The sequence below is a fragment of the Bacillus cereus G9842 genome, assembly GCF_000021305.1.
GTDB classification, from domain to species: domain Bacteria; phylum Bacillota; class Bacilli; order Bacillales; family Bacillaceae_G; genus Bacillus_A; species Bacillus_A thuringiensis_S.
In genome coordinates this window covers 4365308-4385185 of record NC_011772.1, presented here as the reverse complement: position 1 = coordinate 4385185, position 19878 = coordinate 4365308, and the positions used below count along the sequence as shown (strand labels likewise).

Genomic DNA, 19878 nt, shown 5'->3' with positions numbered 1-19878 from the left:
TAGGGGGATTAGAAATGAGTGTTCTTGAAGTAAAAGGATTAACGAAGGTGTACCAATCAAAAGGTTCAGTAGCGACGACTGCTTTAAACGATATAAATTTTAAAATAGAAGAAGGCGAATTTGTAGGGATTATGGGTCCTTCGGGAAGCGGGAAAACAACGCTTTTAAATTTATTGGCGACAATTGATAAGCAAACTTCAGGTCATGTGCTTGTAAATGGGGAAGAAATTAATCAAATGCGTGCTGCAAAATTAGCGGAGTTTCGCCGTACACATTTAGGGTTCATCTTCCAAGATTTTAACTTACTTGATACGTTATCTATTAAAGAAAACATTATTTTACCACTTGTAATGGCGAAGAAATCTGTAAATGAAATCGATGCGAAAGTACTGGAAATTGCGAAGTTTTTAAACATCGAAGAAATTTTAAATAAAAAAGTATACGAAGTATCAGGCGGACAACAGCAACGTGCAGCAGCTGCGAGAGCGATTATTCATGAGCCTACGTTAATTTTAGCAGATGAGCCGACTGGAAACTTAGATTCGAAGTCAGCAAAATCATTAATGAGCGCGTTGCAAGACTTACATGAACAAAAGAAAGTGACAATTGCAATGGTAACGCATGATCCAGTAGCAGCGAGTTATTGCGAACGTATTCTATTCATTCGCGACGGAGAAATTTTCTCAGAAATACATAAAGGAAGAACGAAACAAGCCTTTTTCCAAGAAATTCTGGACGTACTTGCGATGCTAGGAGGAGAATATCATGAACTTTCGCCAGCTCGCGCTTAATAACGTAAAAGGGAATTGGCGTAACTATAAAGCGTTTCTTATAAGTAGTTGTTTATCGATTGTCGTATTTTTCATGTATGCTTCTTTTATTTATCATCCAGATGTCGTAAGCGGTAATATTAGTATGAGAAAGATGATTACAAAAGGATTAGAATCGATGAATTATATTGTGGTCATCTTCTCGGCACTCTTTATTTTATATGCAAATTCAACGTTTTTACGAGCAAGAAAAAAAGAGTTTGGTCTACTAACATTAATAGGCGGAACGAAATCGCAGCTCGGCCGAATGATTATATTAGAACAACTGATGTTAGGTGGTATTGCAATTGTAGTTGGTATTGGGGTTGGAATGCTTTGTTCAAAATTATTTTTCCAAGCGTTAAGCGTATTATTGAAAATAGATAAGACACTTCCACTCGTTTGGAATAGTAAAGCAGTTCTTATTACAGGTGGTGTATACTTTATTCTATTTTTAATCCTATCATTATTTAGTGTTTGGACAGTAGGACGCTTGCAAATTATTGATTTATTAAGAGAAGCAAGAAAGCAAAAAGTAGAGCCGTTTGCATTTACATGGTTAAGTGTAGTTGGTATAGGATGTATTATTGCTGCATATGTACTTAGCTTCCAAGTAACGTTTCTGAATTTCATCATCCTCTTTTTACCGGTGGTAGGACTGACAATTGGCGGAACGTATTTACTATTTACACAAGGTAGTACAGTTGTATTAAAAGCATTACAAAAAAGAAAGCAATCTTTCTATACGTATCCAAATATGTTTGTTCTTAGCAACCTTATTTATAAAATGAAAGATAATGCTCGTTTTCTATTTGTAATTTCTATTATTACGGCGATTGTATCCTCGGCAGTTGGCACGCTTTACGTATATTTTGAAAATTTGAGTGCGAAAACGGTAGAACTTACACCACATGCTATCTCATATGAGGAAAAGGGGTTAAATACATATAGCCTTATTAATGAAGAAAAGGTACAGGAGCTTGTGAAGAGACACGGGTTTGAAGATGCGCGAAAAGTAACATACATAAAACTACCAGCAACACAGAAAATAACGTTGTTTAATAGTGAACATGAAGTACCGATGACGATTATTTCAGAAAAAGAATATAATGCGGAAGTGCGTAAACAAAAGAGAGAGCAACCTTCAGAAATTCATAATGCAATGGGTAGTGCAACGATGGTTATGGTTGATATGTCAAATGAACTGATGAAGATAGATCGTACGAAACCGTATGAATTTACAATTAACGGACAAAAGCAGTCTGTTCAATTAAATGCCCCAACGCAGTATTCTGTTTTTAATGATAGTGAATATCTCGTTGTAAATGATCAAGATTTTGAGAAATATGCAAAACTCGTACCAGATGAAGAAAAGAGGAAATATTACGGTTATTATATTGAGGATTGGAAAAGTACAGAAGATCTTGTATTAGATTTGAAAAATGAAATTGCACCAGAAAAGCAAGGAGAATTGAGAAATTCAGTGTTTGCGTATAAGGATATAAGAGAAGGTGGAGCAATTACAATGTTCATCGGTTTCTTCGTAGCAGTACTGTTCTTCTTCTTCGCTTGTAGTATGACATACTTTAAATGGTTTAACGATAAAGAACAAGATCGTATTCAATTTAAATCGTTAAAGAGAATCGGTATGACAGATAAAGAAATTCGCAAAATTGCGATTCGACAAATGGGAGTTATCTTCTTTATCCCAATTTTAATCGGTTCCATTCATAGTGGAGTTGCTCTTCATACGTTAGGGAAAATGCTTTATATTGATTTGTGGAAATCAGGTGCGCTTGTAATTGGAGCATACATTTTAGCTTCTGCCATTTACTTTATGATCGCGCAAAGAGGATATTTAAAACACGTAAAAAGCTAGGGGAATCTCTAGCTTTTTGCCTATGTAGTAAGTTACAGGAGGACGATAGATGAACATTCGGCAACTAGCGCTGCAAAATATAAAAGGAAATTGGCGTAATTATAAAGTGTTTTTCTTAAGTAGTTGTTTTGCAATATTTGCTTCTTACGCATATATGTCTGTCATTGTGCATCCATATATGCAAGAGACGATGTGGTATCAAAACGTACGCTGGGGACTTATCATATGTAATGTTATAATCATTTCTTTTTTCGTCATATTTATTTTGTACTCTACTTCTATTTTCATAGAAGCACGTAAGAAAGAATTAGGGTTATATATGTTAATGGGAGCAACGAAGTCTAACGTAATAGGAGTGATTATGACCGAGCAAATTTTAATTGGGGTCTTCGCGAATATTTTCGGTATTGGGCTTGGTATGATATTTTTAAAACTCTTTTTTATGGTATTTAGTATGTTACTGGGGCTTCCGAAAGAACTGCCTGTCATATTTGACGTAAGGGCGATTGGTGTAACATTTATTACATATATAGTCGTTTTTATTCTATTATCTTTTATAAGTGCTTTACGTATATGGAATATAAAAATCATTCGGTTATTGAAAGAATTTCGAACAGATAAAAAAGAGAAGAAAACATCAAAGTGGCTCTGTTTATTCGGTTTTGCTTGTTTAGTGGGCGGGTATGCGTTGGCGCTACAAGTGACGATGGCTACGATAGCGATATACTTTTTCCCTGTGTCTATACTTGTCTTTTTTGGAACGTACTTTTCTTTCGCGCATGGTGCTACCCAAGTGTTAGAAATGATAAAGCGAAATAAAAAGATTATGTATACATATCCGTATTTATTTATAGTGAATCAATTGTCACATCGAATGAAGGAAAATGGTCGCTTTTTCTTTCTGATGTCTATGGCAACGACGTTTGTAGTTACAGCAACAGGTACGGTGTTCTTATATTTTTCTAGCATGCAAGATATGTGGCGAACTGGAGGGATACACTCGTTTTCGTACATAGAAAAAGGTATTTCTACTCATGAAGTCTTTGAAGAAGGTGCGGTTGAAAAATTACTGCATCAATATGAGTATGATGATTTTCAATATATGAGTTTTATTGGAGTGTATGCATCCTTTCAGTCTAATAAGGGAGAAACAACAATAGCACCGCTTATAAAAGAAAGTGAATATAACCAAGAAGCGAGGAAACAAAAACAGAAAACGTATCGTCCTAAAAAAGGTACAGTGACACTCGTTTATTATAATAAATACAATAATTCGAATGTATATAATCAAAAAGAGATTCAATTGCGAGTAATGAATCAACCATATCAATTCGTATTTAACGGTCAGAAAGAAGGTGTTCAATTTAACCATCATCCCTCGTACATTAATGGTCTGTTCTTCGTTATGAATGATGAAGATTTTGACAGTATAGCAAATCAGGTTCCTGATTCTGAAAAAATGATATATAGAGGCTACACATTACCAAATATCGAAAAGACGAAGAAATTAAATGAAGATTTACGGAAACATATGAAACAAGATAATAATGCATTTCGAAGCAATATGGAGTTATATGTAAATATGAAAGAAGGCGGCGATATTACTCTATTTGTAGGCTCATTTATTAGTATATTATTTTTTCTTACTTCATGTAGTATCGTGTATTTTAAATGGTTCCATAATATTGCATCGGACCGAAAGCAGTATGGTGCACTCTCTAAACTTGGAATGACGAAGGAAGAAGTATGGAAAATTTCTCGTTGGCAATTATGTATGCTATTTTTTGCGCCAATTATAGTAGGGAGTATGCATAGTGCAGTTGCGTTATATACGTTTCATAATACGCTTTTTATGGATGGATCATTAAGAAAAGTAGGTTTGTTCATTCTGTTTTATATCGCAGCATGTATCATTTATTTCTTCTTCGCTCAAAGAGAATATAAGAAACATTTAGACTAGCGAAAGCTAGTCTTTTTTTAATATTCGAAATTTGCATAGAAGAATATAAAAAAGTATGGTATAACAGTAAGAAAACGAAAAAGAGGGGAAAAGACGATGATTCGAGTAGGATATTTAGGACCAGAAGCAACATTTACAAATATGGCGGTGAGTCGTTTTTTTCCGGAAGCAGAGCATGTACCGTATCGAACGATTCCAGATTGTATAGATGCAGCTGCAAATGAAAATGTAGACTTCGCAGTTGTACCGTTAGAAAATGCAATAGAAGGTTCAGTGAATATAACGGTTGATTACCTTGTACATGAGCAGCCGCTTTCCATTGTAGGAGAAATTACAGTACCAATTCAGCAGCATTTACTTGTACATCCGCAGTATGCAGAAGTGTGGGATGAAGTATATGCGGTGCATTCTCATCCGCATGCCATTGCACAGTGCCATAAATTTTTAAATGAAGAATTAAAAGGAGTAACTGTTCGAGATATGACATCCACAAGTGCCGCTGCGCAATATGTGAAAGAACATCCTGAAGAGAAAATTGCCGCTATTGCAAATGAAGCAGCTGCAGAAAAATATGGATTAACAATTGTGAGGCGTAGCATTCATACGCATAAAAATAATCACACACGTTTCCTAGTACTCCATAAGAAAAAGAAAGCAGTACTCCCGAATAACGGAGAGAACCGCGGAGAGAAAACGACGCTTATGATAACGTTACCTGCAGATTATGCAGGTGCCCTATATCAAGTGTTATCAGCTTTCGCATGGAGAAAATTAAACTTATCAAAAATCGAATCGCGTCCGATGAAAACAGGTCTTGGAAATTACTTTTTCTTAATCGATGTCGATAAAGCGTATGATGACGTATTATTGCCAGGCGTAACTATGGAACTTGAAGCACTCGGTTTTTCTGTTACTGTGCTGGGGAGTTATTCTTCTTATTGGTTGTAAAGGGAGCTGTTGTTAAACTTGTTTGAAATGAAAAGTTGTTTATCGGTTTGAGGCAGAGTAAGCTATCGATTCTATTGGAGTAAGTGATGTAATTAAGCTAGCAAAATAAAGAAGCCGTCCTAAAAGATATTTTAGGACGGCTTTCTGTTAGGAATAGGTCACTCTTTTGTCGTGTTTTTAGTACGCATCATTACAACTATTATAATAATAGGATTCATCATTGTTCGAATTACCGCAGCAAATACAATTCGTTTGTTGTATTAATAGATTAAGTGTAGATGGAGCTACAGTATCTGAGAAAGTAATACTCAAAACATCTTCTACTAAAAATGTTTTAATATCTCCTGGTGTTAAGGTAAATGTAAGTGGAGAGCGATGGTTTAATCTTGCAATTGTTAATCTAATCGTTGTTGCAAATGCAGGACTGAAACTAAATTTAATAAGTGTCTTATTATGATTTTTAGTGAAGTTTTCAAATACAGTTCGAGGAATTCCAGTTGTTATATCAAGATCTTGAGGGGTATCTTCCGTACCGAAAATAGTATAGTTCTGTATAAAACAGTTAGTTGAATCTGAATTTGAAGAATTACATGGATGATCATTTTTCTTATAATATTTTTTTCCATTTTTTAAGAAGTAATCTGCCATAACTAATCACTCCCTTCATATATAAGGGTTAAAGGTTGTCCATATATAATATGAAATATATTTTTATATGTTTGGACGTGAAGGAAGAGAAAATAAAAATACTCCCATTAGATAAACAGATTTTTATTTTTTATCTGTCTACCTAATGGGGAGCATATCAGAACTTAATACTGTTTTACCTGGTGGGATTCTTTATTTTAACTTCACAAGACGCTCTTCTAACTGACCACGCCAAATATCAGCTAGTTCTGGAACAGCAAGAATTTTTTCTATGCCATCTTTATCTTTTCTATTATGAAAATAGATTTCGTTAGAGAACAACACAGAAATATTGCTCGGTTGACGTTCTAGTAATGTAATTTTAGAATCTTTACGTACAGTACCTTCTTGAAGAACACGGCATAGGTAGCCAGTAAATCCAGTTGCTACAATGCGCGGCAAAATGCCAGGAATACCGAGGCGTTTTGAAATAGTGCTACAAGGTACTCTTGCTTGTGTCACTTGAATGATTGCTTCACCTAGTTGATATGTATCTCCGATGCAAACATCACGCTCTAACATATTTGTTACGGTAATGTTTTCGCCAAATGTGGAAGCTGGAAGCGTAGTTTGAAATTCCTCTTCCCATAGTGCGTAATGCTCGTGTGGGTATACACAAACAGCTCGATCAGGACCGCCATGATGTTTTAAATCTGCTACGTCATCGCCGAGGAATCCATCTTTTGAGAGGAAAGCTTCTTCTGTAAGTTCCTTACATATACCAGTAATCATTTCTTTATCTTCGCTATATTTCATTTGTTTCGGTTTGCCAATGCTAAAGTGAACGAGTTTAATTCCCATAAGTGATCTCCTTTACGATTGATTACAATATTATAGCATTAAAAAAGCACAGAGAATTATAAAAACTCTGTGCTTTACATTAATAAACGAGAAATCCTGCTTTATCCAGTGCCTTGCAAGCAGCATCTAACTTTTCTTTAGAATCGGCCTCAATTGTATGTAAGTGAATACCATCTGTTAGTTGCGAAAGGTAAGAAGCATTTGTGTTTTCTATTTTTTGTAAATATTGTTCTACATCAAAGCGATTACTTACCATAATAGATGCTGTTAAATCGCCGTATACAGGATGCTCAACTTTTACGTCTTTAATCGTAACACCGTGATCAACAAGCATTGTAAGTTCTTGACGTACTTCTGCTGGTTTGTGCTGGCATACGATTACGCGTTCAAAAGCTTGTTGTTTCTCTTGTGGCTTTAAATATAAATAGCCTTGAGCAGTCGCAATAATTGGTTCGTTTCGTGCTTTAAGTAAGGAAATATCTTGCACGATAACTTGCCTACTTACGTTTGTCTTCTTCGATAGTTCATTTCCAGATAACGGCTCATTTGCAGCGAGAAGCCACTGGAGGATAAGCTGTCGTCTTTCTTCACCTAAAATCTTTTTTTGTTCATTTTGTTTCATTATGATTTAACACCTCTATAAAATTGATTTCCAATTGTGTGTAGTGCATGAATAGTAGTATCAATTTGATCTTTCGTTGTTTGTTGTCCGAAAGAGAAGCGGACATATTGTTTGGCCTCTTCATACGTTTTTCCAATTGCAAGCATGGTTTTCGAAGGTTCTTGTTTACCGACTTGGCAAGCACTTCCGGTGGAAATGGCAATACCATGACGATTACATTCTAGCATAGTATATTGACCTTCTATTCCTTTTATTGTAACCCCAACAATATGTGGTAAACAAGAAGTAGAATGACCTTCTACTTCAATTTCTAGCGGAAGTGTTTGTATTTGCTCTAAAAAGTAGGATCGTAACTCTTTAAAACGTAAACTTTCTTCCCATTGAGTTTTTAATATATTTTCAGCAGCTGTTAAAAAAGATGCGATGCCGGGAACGTTAACTGTACCTGGGCGAAATCCTTTTTCGTGAGAAGTTCCTGGAAATACTTGTTCCCAGCGAGATTGCGGATTTATGTAGCAAGCGCCGACACCTTTTGGTCCGTATATTTTATGTGCTGAAACAGAAAGACTATCAATCCCCATCTCAAAAACATGGATAGGCAGTTTACCAAACGTTTGCACACAATCCGTATGAAATAAAACATTATATTTTTTCAAAATTGCCCCGATTTCTGTAATGTTTTGAACGGTTCCGATTTCAGAGTTTCCATGCTGTATACTTGCTAGCACAGTATCTTCTGTAATAGATGCCTCTAAATCTACTAAACAAATGAGTCCGCTTTTATCAACAGGAATTTCAGTGATCGTATAGCCTTTTGATTTTAGAGATTGAAAATAACTTCGAATGGATGCATGTTCCATAGGTGTCGTAATAATATGCTTCTTATTTCGGGCATTTAGAAGTGATTGGATTGCAAGATAGTTTGATTCTGAGCCACCGCTTGTGAAGAATACTCCTTGTTCTTTTCCACCAATCATTTCCGCGAATGTTTTTCGGCAAACTTGTAATAAAGAAGAAGCCGTTCCTCCAATGTCATGTAAACTTTGTTCATTTCCGAAGTATTGAGAAGCTGCTTTCATATATGTTTGTAACGCTTCCTCGCTCATAGGTGTAGTAGCTGCATAGTCAAGATATATCATCATGTAAGTTCCTCTCTCTAGTAAGAGTTACATTTCTTTTACTTTTTAAATGGTAGTGAAAATAAGAATTATAAAAAAACTCTTGTCATTATTTTAAAACTATGTAAATATAGGTGTCAAGACAGTTGAAAAGTGTAAAGTAGGAGGCAACAATTATGCCAAGTGCAGATGTCTTAATTATTGGAAGTGGCGTTGCGGCACTTCGTGTTGCAAAAGAGATTTGTCACGAAAAGAATGTGATTATTATCACAAAGGAGACGAAACGTAATAATAATACACATTTAGCTCAAGGTGGAATTGCCGCAGCGGTAGCTACATATGACAATCCTAATGATCATTTTGAAGATACGTTAGTAGCAGGGTGTCATTATAATAATGAAGAAGTGGTCCGTTATTTAGTCGAGGAAGGGCCGAAAGAAATTAATAACCTTATTGAAAGAGGAATGAAATTTGATGGAGATGAAACAGGTCCTCATCTTGGAAAAGAAGGAGCGCATCGAAAACGTCGTATTTTACATGCAGGTGGCGATGCAACAGGAAAGAATTTATTAGAGCATCTTATTCAAGAAGTAGCTCCATACGTTACGGTAGTGGAACAGGAAATGGTGCTCGATTTTATTATAGAAAAAGATAAATGTGTTGGGGCTTTAACTCGTAACAATAAAGGAGAACTGAAACGTTACAATGCAGATTATACGGTGTTAGCTTCAGGCGGTATTGGCGGTTTATACGCCTTTACTTCTAATGATGAGACAATTACAGGCGATGGACTTGCAATGGTGTACCGTGCAGGCGGAGAGCTTGTAGATTTAGAGTTTATACAATTTCATCCGACGATGTTATACGCGGGTGGGCGTTGTTCCGGCCTCGTGTCCGAAGCTGTTCGCGGAGAAGGAGCTGTTCTTATAAATGGAAAAGGGCAGCGTTTTATGATGGATATACATTCCGAACAGGATCTAGCGCCTCGTGATGTAGTCGCAAGGGCTATTCATGAACAGCTACTTGTGGGTGAAAAAGTGTACTTAAACATCGAAATGATTCAAAACTTTGAACAACGCTTTCCGACCGTGTCATCGATATGTAAAACAAATGGAGTCGATATAAATAAAAAACTTATTCCAGTCGTGCCCGGTACTCATTTTCACATGGGCGGCGTGAAAACGAACTGTGATGGAGAGACGTCTATTCCGAACCTATACGCAGTCGGTGAAGTAGCTTGTAATGGGGTTCATGGTGCAAATAGATTAGCGAGTAATTCATTATTAGAAGGTCTTGTGTTTGGAAAAAGAATCGGACGACACATTTTATCTAGAGAGACAAAAGAAAAGGTGAGCATGCTAGCCGAAAAGGAAGCGAAGTTTATCGTTCTGAATCATTTACCGACGAAAGAAGAAATACAAAAATGCATGATGAAATATGTTGGGATTGTGCGAACAGAGCAAAGTTTATCTTATGCGAAGAGATGGCTTAGTAAGTACGGTGTTCGAAATATGATATTACAACATGATGTTCTTACGAATGAAGAGATAACACTTATTAATATGTTAACGGTTTGTGAGCTTATAGTTGTGTCAGCTCTGCAAAGAGAAGAAAGTATTGGTGGGCATTACCGGAGTGATTATCCAGATAGAAATGTAGGAAAGAAAGAGATTGTTCGAGTAAAGAGAAAACTACAACTTGTGTGATGAGGGGAAGAGGGGCTTTATGAACACGATAAAAGTGAAAGAAGCATTAAATCGATTTTTTTTAGAAGATATAGGAGAAAGAGATGTAACATCTCAGCTTATTTTTCCAGATAACTTGCTTTCAAAAGGAACGTTTCTTTCGAAGGATACAGGGGTCTTTGCAGGACGTTTAGTAATTGAATCGGGATTTAAATTAATAGATGAGAGAATTGAAGTAGAGCTTCATAAAAAAGATGGGGATCTTGTAGAAAAAGGCGAAATCATTGCAACTGTGCAAGGTCCAATTGCATCGTTATTAACAGCAGAGCGCGTTATATTAAATGTTATCCAGCGTATGAGCGGAATAGCGACGATGACGCGTAAAGCGGTTCTTGCTTTAGATAGCAGCCATACACGTATTTGTGATACGCGAAAAACAATGCCGGGGCTACGTATGTTTGATAAGTATGCAGTCGTGTGCGGAGGAGGATTTAATCACCGTTTCGGTTTATATGATGGTGTCATGATCAAAGACAATCATATTGCCTTTGCGGGTTCTATTACGAAAGCTGTTACATCGCTGAAAGAAAAATTAGGACATATGGTGAAAGTAGAAGTGGAAACAGAAACGGAGAAGCAAGTGAGAGAGGCTGTAGCGGCTGGTGCGGATATTATTATGTTTGATAACCGTACGCCAGATGAGATTAGAGAGTTTTCAAAGATTGTACCAAGTGCCATCGTTACGGAAGCATCAGGAGGCATTACAATTGAAGATTTATCGAAATACGGAAAAACAGGGGTAGATTATATTTCACTTGGAGCGTTAACACATTCAGTGAAAGCACTTGATATTAGTTTCAATATTGAAGGATAAGGAAAGTGGCTTAGAGGGGGGAGAAAGGAATATGAGTATTTTAGAAAAAGTGCAACCAATTGAAACGATGTTACCGGAGCGTTATCACAAGATGTCAAAAGAAGATATGGAAAAGCGTGTTCATGAAATTAAAGAAAAAATGGGAAAAATGTTATTCATTCCAGGACATCATTACCAAAAAGATGAAGTGGTACAATTTTCAGATGCAGCAGGGGATTCACTTCAGCTTGCGCAAGTTGCAGCGAGCAATAAAGACGCAAAGTATATTGTGTTTTGCGGGGTGCACTTTATGGCGGAAACAGCAGATATGTTAACGACAGATGATCAAATCGTTATTTTGCCAGATATGCGTGCAGGATGTTCGATGGCAGATATGGCAGATATTGAACAAACAGAAAGAGCGTGGAAAGAGCTCACGAAATTATTTGGAGATACGATGATTCCGTTAACGTATGTGAACTCTACAGCTGCAATTAAAGCGTTTTGTGGTCGTAACGGAGGAGCAACAGTAACTTCTTCTAATGCAAAGCAAATGGTATCTTGGGCGTTTACTCAAAAAGAACGTCTCGTCTTTTTACCGGATCAACATTTAGGAAGAAATACAGCGTACGACTTAGGTATCCCGTTAGATAAAATGGCAGTATGGGATCCGCATACTGATTCTTTAGAGTACGATGGAGATATAGAAGAAATTCAAGTGATTTTATGGAAAGGTCATTGTTCAGTTCATCAAAACTTTACAGTGAAAAACATAGAGAATGTACGAAAAAATCATCCGGATATGAATATTATTGTACATCCAGAATGTTGCTATGAAGTTGTAGCTGCTTCAGATTATGCAGGGTCAACGAAATATATTATTGATATGATTGAATCAGCGCCATCTGGTAGCAAATGGGCGATTGGTACAGAAATGAATTTAGTGAATCGAATTATTCAGCAACATCCAGATAAAGAAATTGTTTCGCTTAATCCATTTATGTGTCCATGTTTAACGATGAACCGAATTGATCTGCCTCACTTATTATGGGCACTTGAAACGATAGAAAGAGGAGAAGAAATTAATGTTATTAGTGTAGATAAACAAGTAACGGCAGAAGCGGTTCTTGCATTAAATCGTATGTTAGAGCGTGTGTAAAGCAACGGTATTCCCGTTGCTTTTTTTCATGCACATAATCATAACGAGAACGAAATGGGCATACATTGTTGTGAAGAAATCATTGCGATTTTTTTATGCTTATTCCACTTCAAATGATATTGAAAATCGAAGAAGTGATGAAAGTGAAAAGAAGTTAACGTTATTTAGAAAGAGTTACTTCATGAGATTTGTTACTTATAGATAAGTTATACAGGAGGGGGAAAATTTGAAAATTCATATCGTGCAAAAAGGGGATACCCTTTGGAAAATTGCGAAAAAGTACGGAGTGGATTTTGATACGCTGAAACAAACAAATACACAACTTAGTAATCCTGATCTAATCATGCCAGGTATGAAAATTAAAGTGCCATCAAAGAGTGTTCATATGAAACAACAGGCTGGAGCAGGCTCAGCGCCTCCAAAGCAATACGTAAAAGAAGTGCAGCAAAAAGAATTTGCAGCAACACCAACTCCGCTTGGAATAGAAGATGAAGAAGAAGTTACGTATCAATCAGCACCAATTACACAGCAGCCAGCTATGCAACAAACACAAAAAGAAGTGCAAGTAAAACCGCAGAAGGAGATGCAAGTAAAGCCGCAAAAAGAAGTACAGGTGAAACCACAGAAGGAGATGCAGGTAAAGCCGCAAAAAGAGATGCAAAAAGAACAGCCAATTCAAAAAGAAAAACCAGTTGAAAAACCGTCTGTTATTCAAAAACCACCTGTGATAGAAAAACAAAAACCGGCGGAAAAAGAAAACACGAAGTTTTCGGTAAATGTATTACCGCAGCCGCCACAACCACCAATAAAACCAAAAAAGGAATATAAAATTTCAGATGTAATAAAAAAAGGAAGCGAGTTAATTGCTCCTCAAATTAGTAAAATGAAACCTAACAATATCATTTCTCCGCAAACGAAAAAAAACAATATAGTATCGCCGCAAGTGAAGAAAGAGAATGTAGGGAATATAATATCGCCGCAAGTGAAAAAAGAAAATGTAGGGAATATAATATCACCGCAAGTGAAGAAAGAAAATGTAGGGAATATAGTGTCACCGCAAGTGAAAAAAGAAAATGTAGGGAATATAGTGTCACCACAAGTGAAGAAAGAGAATGTAGGGAATATAATATCGCCGCAAGTGAAGAAAGAGAATGTAGGGAATATAGTGTCACCACAAGTGAAGAAAGAAAACGTAGGGAATATAGTATCACCAAATGTATCGAAAGAAAATGTAGTTATTCCACAAGTCATACCGCCAAATATTCAAATGCCAAATATAATGCCAATTATGGATAACAACCAACCACCAAATATGATGCCGATTATGGATAACAACCAACCACCGAATATGATGCCAATTATGGATAATAATCAAATGCCGAATATGATGCCAATTATGGATAATAATCAAATGCCGAATATGATGCCAATTATGGATAATAATCAAATGCCGAATATGATGCCAATTATGGATAATAATCAAATGCCGAATATAATGCCAATTATGGATAACAACCAACCACCGAATATGATGCCAATTATGGATAATAATCAAATGCCGAATATGATGCCAATCATGGATAACAATCAACCACCAAATATGATGCCAATTATGGATAATAATCAAATGCCGAATATGATGCCAATTATGGATAATAATCAAATGCCGAATATGATGCCAATCATGGATAACAATCAAATGCCGAATATGATGCCAATTATGGATAACAATCAACCACCGAATATGATGCCATATCAAATGCCGTATCAACAGCCTATGATGCCGCCGAATCCATATTATCAACAACCAAATCCATATCAAATGCCATATCAGCAAGGGGCGCCGTTTGGACCGCAATATACGTCTATGCCAAACACGAATATGATGCCAATGGATAATAATATGCCGCCGCTTGTGCAGGGTGAGGAAGATTGTGGATGCGGAGGAGAAAGTAGACTATATAGTCCACAACCAGGCGGTCCGCAATATGCGAATCCTTTATATTATCAACCAACTCAATCTGCATATGCACCACAGCCAGGAACGATGTATTATCAACCAGATCCACCAAATGTATTTGGAGAGCCCATTTCAGAAGAAGAGGCCGAAGAAGAAGTTTAAAAAGGCGGGAGTATTTCCGCCTTTTTTGCATGCGTGTTAATTAAGGAAATGAAGGGTTTTTATGAAGTGCTAGAAAATTCCCAGTGAAATATTAACAGTGTAAAAACCCTCTCTGTTACTCATCATAAGAGGGAGCTTTTCAGAAGAGAAGCTCATTCTAACAGAGGGGGTTTTTGTATTGAATACGAAAGTAAAAGTGATTGCTGCTTCTTTGTTAGTTACCAGTGCATTAGCTGCATGTGGTACACCAAAAGATAACAATGCAATGGATGGACGTAACTACAATTACGAGCGTACATCTTATAATGATACACACCAGTATCGTGATAATGTAACGCGTAATGATCGCTATACAGATTATGTAACATATAGAAATGGTCGTAACGATACAGGATATAACAATTATTACCGAGATGTAAATTACAACGGTCAAATTGCTAATCCACATCCAACACGTAATATTACAATGAATAATTCATACATTAACAATGATGGTAAAACAGCAGAAAAAATTACAAATCGTGTGAAACGTATGAATAACGTGGACCGTGTGTCTACAGTTGTATATGGAAACGATGTGGCGATTGCGGTAAAACCGCGTAATACAGTGACAAATGAAACGGCGATGGCGAACGAAATTCGTCAAGCTGTTGTAAATGAAGTTGGAAACAGAAATGTCTATGTTTCTGTAAGAAATGATATGTTTACTCGTGTCGATGCAATGAGCACACGCCTACGTAACGGTACAGTTACAAACGATTTTAATCGTGATATAGGAAATATGTTCCGAGACATTCGTTACGGTTTAACTGGTACTATGCGATAGCAAAACAAAAGAGGAAGGGATAGCCCTTCCTCTTCATTCATCGTTGTCTTGTAAACGACGTTTTTTAATAAAATAACTAACGGAGTAAGAAACTAAAAAGCATATGAGGAAAACACTACCTGTTAGAATAGCTTTAAATAGAGGTCTTTCAGGAATGAAAATGAGATAAATAATAGTAATAATAATTCCAATAAGAAGAGAGCGTAAAACAAGCTTGTAATAAGGGGTTAATTTTATTTCCTTTTCGCCTTCTTCTACATCGATTGAAACACTTAACTGTAAATAAGCAAGTAAAATACTCGTAAGCATAAATAATAGCCATAATGGAGATTTCGTAATTTGATCAATTCCTTCAGTGAATCCGATATAGCCTAAAATCTCAACTACCCCAATGTATTGAAAAAGAAAGGCCATACGTATGTTTTTTAACGTTTGAAGAATGAGACGTTCATCCTTTATTTTTTCACAATATTCATCCCCTACTTATTATGATTTCGCTTTTATATCTATTGTAATATATATTACAATTATCAATTTATAATTTACATAAAATAATTTGGATGAAAGAGGAAATAAGATATTTTTATAAACATGTTGCACTTATACTTTATTAATGTTATATTAACAAAGCGATGAGCTAATTTACGTAAGACGAGAGATATGCTTAAGTGCTAAACACGCGAATGTGGTCGCCTGGTCTCTCGCCGTAAACGCATCAAGACGCCTGCTTTGCAGGCGTCTTTCATTTTATATAAAAGTAAATGATACATGCAGATGAGGTAAATGCCTATCTGCATTTTTTATTTTTTCGAAAGAAATGTAATATGGATAAAACCCCCATTTCCGGAAAAACTACTAATGAAAGTTTGATTTTGCCTAGAAGAGGTGAACGGAAATGAAATGGATACTGATTGCGGTGCAAGCTTTCGTTATGATGTTTTGTTTCGTTTATGAAACGAATGTGAAGGCGGAAGGGCCAGTACCAGAAGTAACGAAAAAAGAACCCGAAGTTACAATTTTATTAGAGCGTATGTATGTTGATGGAGAAGTAAGTGAGGAAATACTTACAGAAAAAGTGGTGGATTTAGAAAAGTTTTTACAGCAGTATAAAGAATGGCAGCTCGTTGATCGTGATGATGTACAAATTGTATTGCAAAAGAAAGTTGATGATATTTCTCCGTTATTGAAAACGAGCGGTTATTTTGGCGTGTCAGAGGAAGGGATATTACAAATTTTCAAAGGTGTACCGAAAAGTGATAATGCGATTCACTCCTTCTTCCAAATTGATATGAAAAAGCTTGAGAGTTATGAGCGTGCGAAATTGAAGCGTGGTATTCGGATTAAATCAAAAGAAGGTTTTGTGAGAACGATTGAAAAAATGAAGCAATACGCAGTGCAAAATAAGAAAAAAAGCAGCTCATGGTGAGCTGCTTTTTCTTACTTATTCTTAGCTAAAATTTCTTTTGCGATTTCATCGATTAGCATATCTTTTCCGATTGGATTGAATGCTTTCGTATTGAAGATTTCGTTTGATACTTCATATACATGATTGTTTTTCACAGCTTTATTGTCTTTCCAAACGGCACTGTTTTTGTAGTCTTCGTAAACTTTATCAGCTTCGCCGCCAAAGTTTACAATAAACATTTGATCAGGTTGGAATGCAACAAGACCTTCTAGCGATACTTGCGCCATTGTTTGTTTTAAATCTGTACCTTTTGTTGCTGGAAGTTTTAAGTCATTAAAGATGATGTCACCGTATCCGAAGCTGCCGTATACGCGGAAGTTTTGTGGTGTAACTGCAACGAACATAAAGTTCTCATCTTTTGTTTTCTCTTTAATTTTTTTAGATAAAGAGTCTGCTTTCTTATCGTAGTCTGCAATCCATTTGTCTGCTTTCTTCTCTTCGCCAAATAGCTTACCTACTTCTTTAAATTTACCACGCCAGTCTTCTAAGTTTGTTTCTAGAACAACTGTAGGTGCAACCTTTTCTAGTTGATCATAAATTTTTAATTGACGGTTGTTTAAAATAATTAAGTCTGGTTTTAAAGCAGTAACAGCTTCTAAATCAACTTTAGGTGCCCAGTACCAACCTACTGCTTTTACTCCATCTAACTTATCTGTTAAGTGATTTTGGATTTTATCTTTATATGTATTTGCTGTACCAACAGGTTTGTGTCCAAGAAGTAATAGTTCTTCTGTTGATCCAGATAAGTCAACAATTCTCTTTGGATTTACTGGAATTGTTGCTTCACCTTTAGCATGTTTTACAACTTTTGTTTTCGGTTGTTCTTTTGCTTTCGATTCTTCTTTTTGAGAAGAGCAGCCAACGATAGAAAGAACAACAAGCATAATAGTAAATAAAATAAATAGCTTACGTTTCATCCTGATGTAACCCCTTTAATTAGTATTGATAATCATTATCGACCTCTGTATATTAAGGTGCTTTAACCTTTCTGTCAATGGAAAATAACAGAAGTTTCAAGTGGAGAACATTTGTTGGGGCAGTCTCGCTTTTCTATCATTAAATATGTTAAAATGGAATACATGATTTAAGAGGGAGAGATCGTATTTTGTTTGAATATGTTACAGGTTACGTGGAGTATGTAGGGCCGGAATATGTCGTAATTGATCATAATGGAATTGGTTATCAAATTTTCACACCGAATCCGTATGTATTTCAAAGAAGTAAGCAAGAAATCCGTGTCTATACATATCATTATGTGAGAGAAGATATTATGGCACTTTACGGGTTTAAAACACGTGAAGAGCGTTTATTATTTACAAAGTTGTTAGGCGTGTCTGGCATTGGGCCAAAAGGCGCTCTTGCAATTTTAGCTTCTGGTCAAACAGGACAGGTCGTTCAAGCGATTGAGCATGAAGATGAGAAGTTTTTAGTGAAATTCCCAGGCGTCGGAAAGAAAACAGCACGCCAAATGATTTTAGATTTAAAAGGAAAACTAGCAGATGTCGTACCAGATGCATTTGTTGATTTATTCTCAGACACAGAACGTTTTGATGAGAAGAAAGGTACATCAGCTGAGCTTGATGAGGCACTGGAAGCTCTGCGCGCACTTGGATACGCAGAACGCGAAGTTTCTCGCGTTGTACCAGAGTTATTAAAAGAATCATTAACGACGGATCAGTATATTAAAAAGGCACTTAGTCTTTTACTAAATGGTAAGAGGTGAGTATAATGGACGAACGTCTCCTTTCAGGGGAATCTGCATATGAAGATTCGGATTTAGAATATTCATTACGGCCACAGACGCTCCGTCAGTATATTGGCCAAGATAAAGCGAAACATAATTTAGAAGTATTTATTGAAGCGGCGAAAATGCGTGAAGAAACGTTAGATCATGTGCTTTTATATGGACCACCAGGTCTTGGTAAAACGACGCTTGCGAATATTATTGCTAATGAAATGGGCGTTAATGTTAGAACAACTTCAGGTCCGGCAATTGAAAGACCAGGAGATTTAGCTGCTGTATTAACAGCGCTTCAGCCAGGAGATGTATTATTTATTGATGAAATTCATCGTTTGCATAGATCAATTGAAGAAGTATTGTATCCTGCAATGGAAGACTTTTGCCTTGATATCGTAATTGGAAAAGGGCCTTCAGCACGTTCTGTACGCCTAGATTTACCGCCATTTACATTAGTTGGAGCAACGACACGCGCCGGAGCATTATCAGCGCCGCTTCGTGACCGATTCGGTGTACTTTCAAGGTTAGAGTATTACACAGTAGATCAGCTTTCTGCGATTGTTGAACGTACAGCAGAAGTATTCGAAGTTGAAATTGATTCGTTAGCTGCACTAGAAATTGCAAGGCGTGCTCGTGGTACACCTCGTATTGCAAATCGTCTTTTAAGACGTGTACGTGATTTCGCGCAAGTTCGTGGTAACGGAACGGTTACGATGGAAATTACACAAATGGCATTAGAGCTACTGCAAGTAGATAAATTAGGTTTAGATCATATTGATCATAAATTACTGCTTGGTATTATTGAGAAATTCCGTGGTGGTCCAGTTGGATTAGAAACGGTTTCAGCAACAATTGGAGAAGAATCTCATACGATTGAAGATGTGTATGAGCCGTATTTATTACAAATTGGCTTTTTACAACGAACGCCAAGGGGCCGAATTGTAACGCCGCTTGCGTATGAACATTTCGGAATGGAGATACCAAAAGTATGACGGAGATGCCAAAGCTGCTTATTACAGCGGGGATCTTACTCATTGTTGTTGGATTAGCTTGGAAGTTCATTGGAAGGCTTCCAGGCGATATTTTTGTTAAAAAAGGAAACGTTACCTTTTATTTTCCTATCATTACATGTATTGTGTTAAGTATTGTATTATCTTTTATTATGTATATAATAAATCGATTCAAATAAGAAATAGGTGGATATAG

At 36.4% G+C, this 19878-nt stretch carries 18 protein-coding genes and 1 pseudogene; 13 read left to right on the top strand and 6 right to left on the bottom strand.

Annotation, left to right across the window (positions count from 1 at the left end):
- The first annotated feature begins 14 nt into the window (after positions 1-14).
- The 4 genes from BCG9842_RS22090 (at position 15) to pheA (ending at position 5596) form a co-directional block, all read left to right on the top strand.
- Entirely contained in the window at positions 15-791 is a 777-nt protein-coding gene (locus BCG9842_RS22090; protein WP_000114530.1) for an ABC transporter ATP-binding protein, read from the top strand.
- Complete coding sequence (locus BCG9842_RS22085; protein WP_001011409.1) at positions 766-2688, top strand: ABC transporter permease; 1923 nt, start codon at positions 766-768, stop codon at positions 2686-2688. The genes BCG9842_RS22090 and BCG9842_RS22085 overlap by 26 nt, the downstream gene beginning before the upstream one ends.
- Positions 2689-2737: 49 nt before the next feature.
- Positions 2738-4648 (top strand): ABC transporter permease, encoded by a 1911-nt coding sequence (locus tag BCG9842_RS22080; RefSeq protein WP_001026364.1) that lies wholly within the window; start codon positions 2738-2740, stop codon positions 4646-4648.
- Positions 4649-4744: 96 nt separating this feature from the next.
- Complete coding sequence (gene pheA / locus BCG9842_RS22075; protein WP_000621701.1) at positions 4745-5596, top strand: prephenate dehydratase; 852 nt, start codon at positions 4745-4747, stop codon at positions 5594-5596.
- 177 nt (positions 5597-5773) lie between these two features.
- Here pheA and BCG9842_RS22070 read toward each other — a convergent pair whose 3' ends face one another.
- The 4 genes from BCG9842_RS22070 to BCG9842_RS22055 form a co-directional block, all read right to left on the bottom strand.
- Positions 5774-6244, bottom strand: a complete 471-nt coding sequence (locus BCG9842_RS22070) for a hypothetical protein (RefSeq protein WP_000796366.1) — start codon at positions 6242-6244, stop codon at positions 5774-5776.
- A gap of 192 nt (positions 6245-6436) precedes the next feature.
- Complete coding sequence (locus tag BCG9842_RS22065; RefSeq protein ID WP_000511662.1) at positions 6437-7084, bottom strand: MOSC domain-containing protein; 648 nt, start codon at positions 7082-7084, stop codon at positions 6437-6439.
- Between the two features lie 79 nt (positions 7085-7163).
- Positions 7164-7706: a transcription repressor NadR gene (locus BCG9842_RS22060; RefSeq protein WP_000812273.1), complete on the bottom strand. Its 543-nt coding sequence runs from the start codon at positions 7704-7706 to the stop codon at positions 7164-7166.
- Positions 7706-8848, bottom strand: a complete 1143-nt coding sequence (locus BCG9842_RS22055; RefSeq protein ID WP_000973781.1) for an IscS subfamily cysteine desulfurase — start codon at positions 8846-8848, stop codon at positions 7706-7708. The genes BCG9842_RS22060 and BCG9842_RS22055 overlap by 1 nt, the downstream gene beginning before the upstream one ends.
- 152 nt (positions 8849-9000) lie before the next feature.
- Between BCG9842_RS22055 and nadB the strand changes: the two genes are divergently transcribed.
- From nadB to BCG9842_RS22030, 5 genes and pseudogenes are all read left to right on the top strand, one after another.
- Positions 9001-10530, top strand: coding sequence for an L-aspartate oxidase (gene nadB / locus BCG9842_RS22050; protein WP_001138543.1), 1530 nt, complete (start codon positions 9001-9003; stop codon positions 10528-10530).
- A 19-nt stretch (positions 10531-10549) separates the two neighbouring features.
- Positions 10550-11383, top strand: coding sequence for a carboxylating nicotinate-nucleotide diphosphorylase (nadC, locus tag BCG9842_RS22045; protein WP_001092242.1), 834 nt, complete (start codon positions 10550-10552; stop codon positions 11381-11383).
- A gap of 31 nt (positions 11384-11414) precedes the next feature.
- Complete coding sequence (gene nadA, locus BCG9842_RS22040; RefSeq protein ID WP_000025283.1) at positions 11415-12521, top strand: quinolinate synthase NadA; 1107 nt, start codon at positions 11415-11417, stop codon at positions 12519-12521.
- A gap of 226 nt (positions 12522-12747) precedes the next feature.
- Positions 12748-12904: pseudogene (gene safA, locus BCG9842_RS32065) on the top strand (SafA/ExsA family spore coat assembly protein); the annotation flags it as partial.
- Positions 12905-14821: 1917 nt separating this feature from the next.
- Positions 14822-15469 carry a YhcN/YlaJ family sporulation lipoprotein gene (locus BCG9842_RS22030; RefSeq protein ID WP_001093530.1) on the top strand — a complete coding sequence of 216 codons (648 nt, stop codon included), beginning with the start codon at positions 14822-14824 and terminating at the stop codon, positions 15467-15469.
- A gap of 33 nt (positions 15470-15502) precedes the next feature.
- Here the strand turns inward: BCG9842_RS22030 and BCG9842_RS22025 are convergent, their stop codons facing one another.
- A complete protein-coding gene (locus BCG9842_RS22025; protein WP_000874881.1) occupies positions 15503-15883 on the bottom strand; it encodes a hypothetical protein in 381 nt (126 codons plus the stop codon).
- Between the two features lie 481 nt (positions 15884-16364).
- Here BCG9842_RS22025 and BCG9842_RS22020 point away from each other — a divergent pair, with 481 nt between their 5' ends.
- A complete protein-coding gene (locus BCG9842_RS22020) occupies positions 16365-16895 on the top strand; it encodes a BofC C-terminal domain-containing protein (protein WP_000871202.1) in 531 nt (176 codons plus the stop codon).
- Between the two features lie 11 nt (positions 16896-16906).
- Here BCG9842_RS22020 and BCG9842_RS22015 read toward each other — a convergent pair whose 3' ends face one another.
- A complete protein-coding gene (locus BCG9842_RS22015) occupies positions 16907-17851 on the bottom strand; it encodes an iron-hydroxamate ABC transporter substrate-binding protein (RefSeq protein WP_000823610.1) in 945 nt (314 codons plus the stop codon).
- Positions 17852-18039: 188 nt separating this feature from the next.
- Between BCG9842_RS22015 and ruvA the strand changes: the two genes are divergently transcribed.
- From ruvA to BCG9842_RS22000, 3 genes are read left to right on the top strand one after another with little or no spacing between them, the layout of a single operon-like run.
- Positions 18040-18657, top strand: coding sequence for a Holliday junction DNA helicase RuvA (gene ruvA, locus BCG9842_RS22010; RefSeq protein WP_000464512.1), 618 nt, complete (start codon positions 18040-18042; stop codon positions 18655-18657).
- Between the two features lie 5 nt (positions 18658-18662).
- Positions 18663-19664, top strand: coding sequence for a Holliday junction branch migration DNA helicase RuvB (gene ruvB / locus BCG9842_RS22005; RefSeq protein ID WP_000344464.1), 1002 nt, complete (start codon positions 18663-18665; stop codon positions 19662-19664).
- Complete coding sequence (locus tag BCG9842_RS22000; protein WP_000138162.1) at positions 19661-19861, top strand: DUF2905 domain-containing protein; 201 nt, start codon at positions 19661-19663, stop codon at positions 19859-19861. The genes ruvB and BCG9842_RS22000 overlap by 4 nt, the downstream gene beginning before the upstream one ends.
- The last annotated feature ends 17 nt before the right edge of the window (positions 19862-19878 follow it).

Bases quoted from the DNA above. Each gene is read 5' to 3' on its own strand.
- BCG9842_RS22090 (WP_000114530.1), top strand. From the start codon at position 15: ATGAGTGTTCTTGAAGTAAAAGGATTAACGAAGGTGTACCAATCAAAA.
- BCG9842_RS22085 (WP_001011409.1), top strand. From the start codon at position 766: ATGAACTTTCGCCAGCTCGCGCTTAATAACGTAAAAGGGAATTGGCGT.
- BCG9842_RS22080 (WP_001026364.1), top strand. From the start codon at position 2,738: ATGAACATTCGGCAACTAGCGCTGCAAAATATAAAAGGAAATTGGCGT.
- pheA (WP_000621701.1), top strand. From the start codon at position 4,745: ATGATTCGAGTAGGATATTTAGGACCAGAAGCAACATTTACAAATATG.
- BCG9842_RS22070 (WP_000796366.1), bottom strand. From the start codon at position 6,244: ATGGCAGATTACTTCTTAAAAAATGGAAAAAAATATTATAAGAAAAAT.
- BCG9842_RS22065 (WP_000511662.1), bottom strand. From the start codon at position 7,084: ATGGGAATTAAACTCGTTCACTTTAGCATTGGCAAACCGAAACAAATG.
- BCG9842_RS22060 (WP_000812273.1), bottom strand. From the start codon at position 7,706: ATGAAACAAAATGAACAAAAAAAGATTTTAGGTGAAGAAAGACGACAG.
- BCG9842_RS22055 (WP_000973781.1), bottom strand. From the start codon at position 8,848: ATGATGATATATCTTGACTATGCAGCTACTACACCTATGAGCGAGGAA.
- nadB (WP_001138543.1), top strand. From the start codon at position 9,001: ATGCCAAGTGCAGATGTCTTAATTATTGGAAGTGGCGTTGCGGCACTT.
- nadC (WP_001092242.1), top strand. From the start codon at position 10,550: ATGAACACGATAAAAGTGAAAGAAGCATTAAATCGATTTTTTTTAGAA.
- nadA (WP_000025283.1), top strand. From the start codon at position 11,415: ATGAGTATTTTAGAAAAAGTGCAACCAATTGAAACGATGTTACCGGAG.
- BCG9842_RS22025 (WP_000874881.1), bottom strand. From the start codon at position 15,883: ATGGCCTTTCTTTTTCAATACATTGGGGTAGTTGAGATTTTAGGCTAT.
- BCG9842_RS22020 (WP_000871202.1), top strand. From the start codon at position 16,365: ATGAAATGGATACTGATTGCGGTGCAAGCTTTCGTTATGATGTTTTGT.
- BCG9842_RS22015 (WP_000823610.1), bottom strand. From the start codon at position 17,851: ATGAAACGTAAGCTATTTATTTTATTTACTATTATGCTTGTTGTTCTT.
- ruvB (WP_000344464.1), top strand. From the start codon at position 18,663: ATGGACGAACGTCTCCTTTCAGGGGAATCTGCATATGAAGATTCGGAT.
- BCG9842_RS22000 (WP_000138162.1), top strand. From the start codon at position 19,661: ATGACGGAGATGCCAAAGCTGCTTATTACAGCGGGGATCTTACTCATT.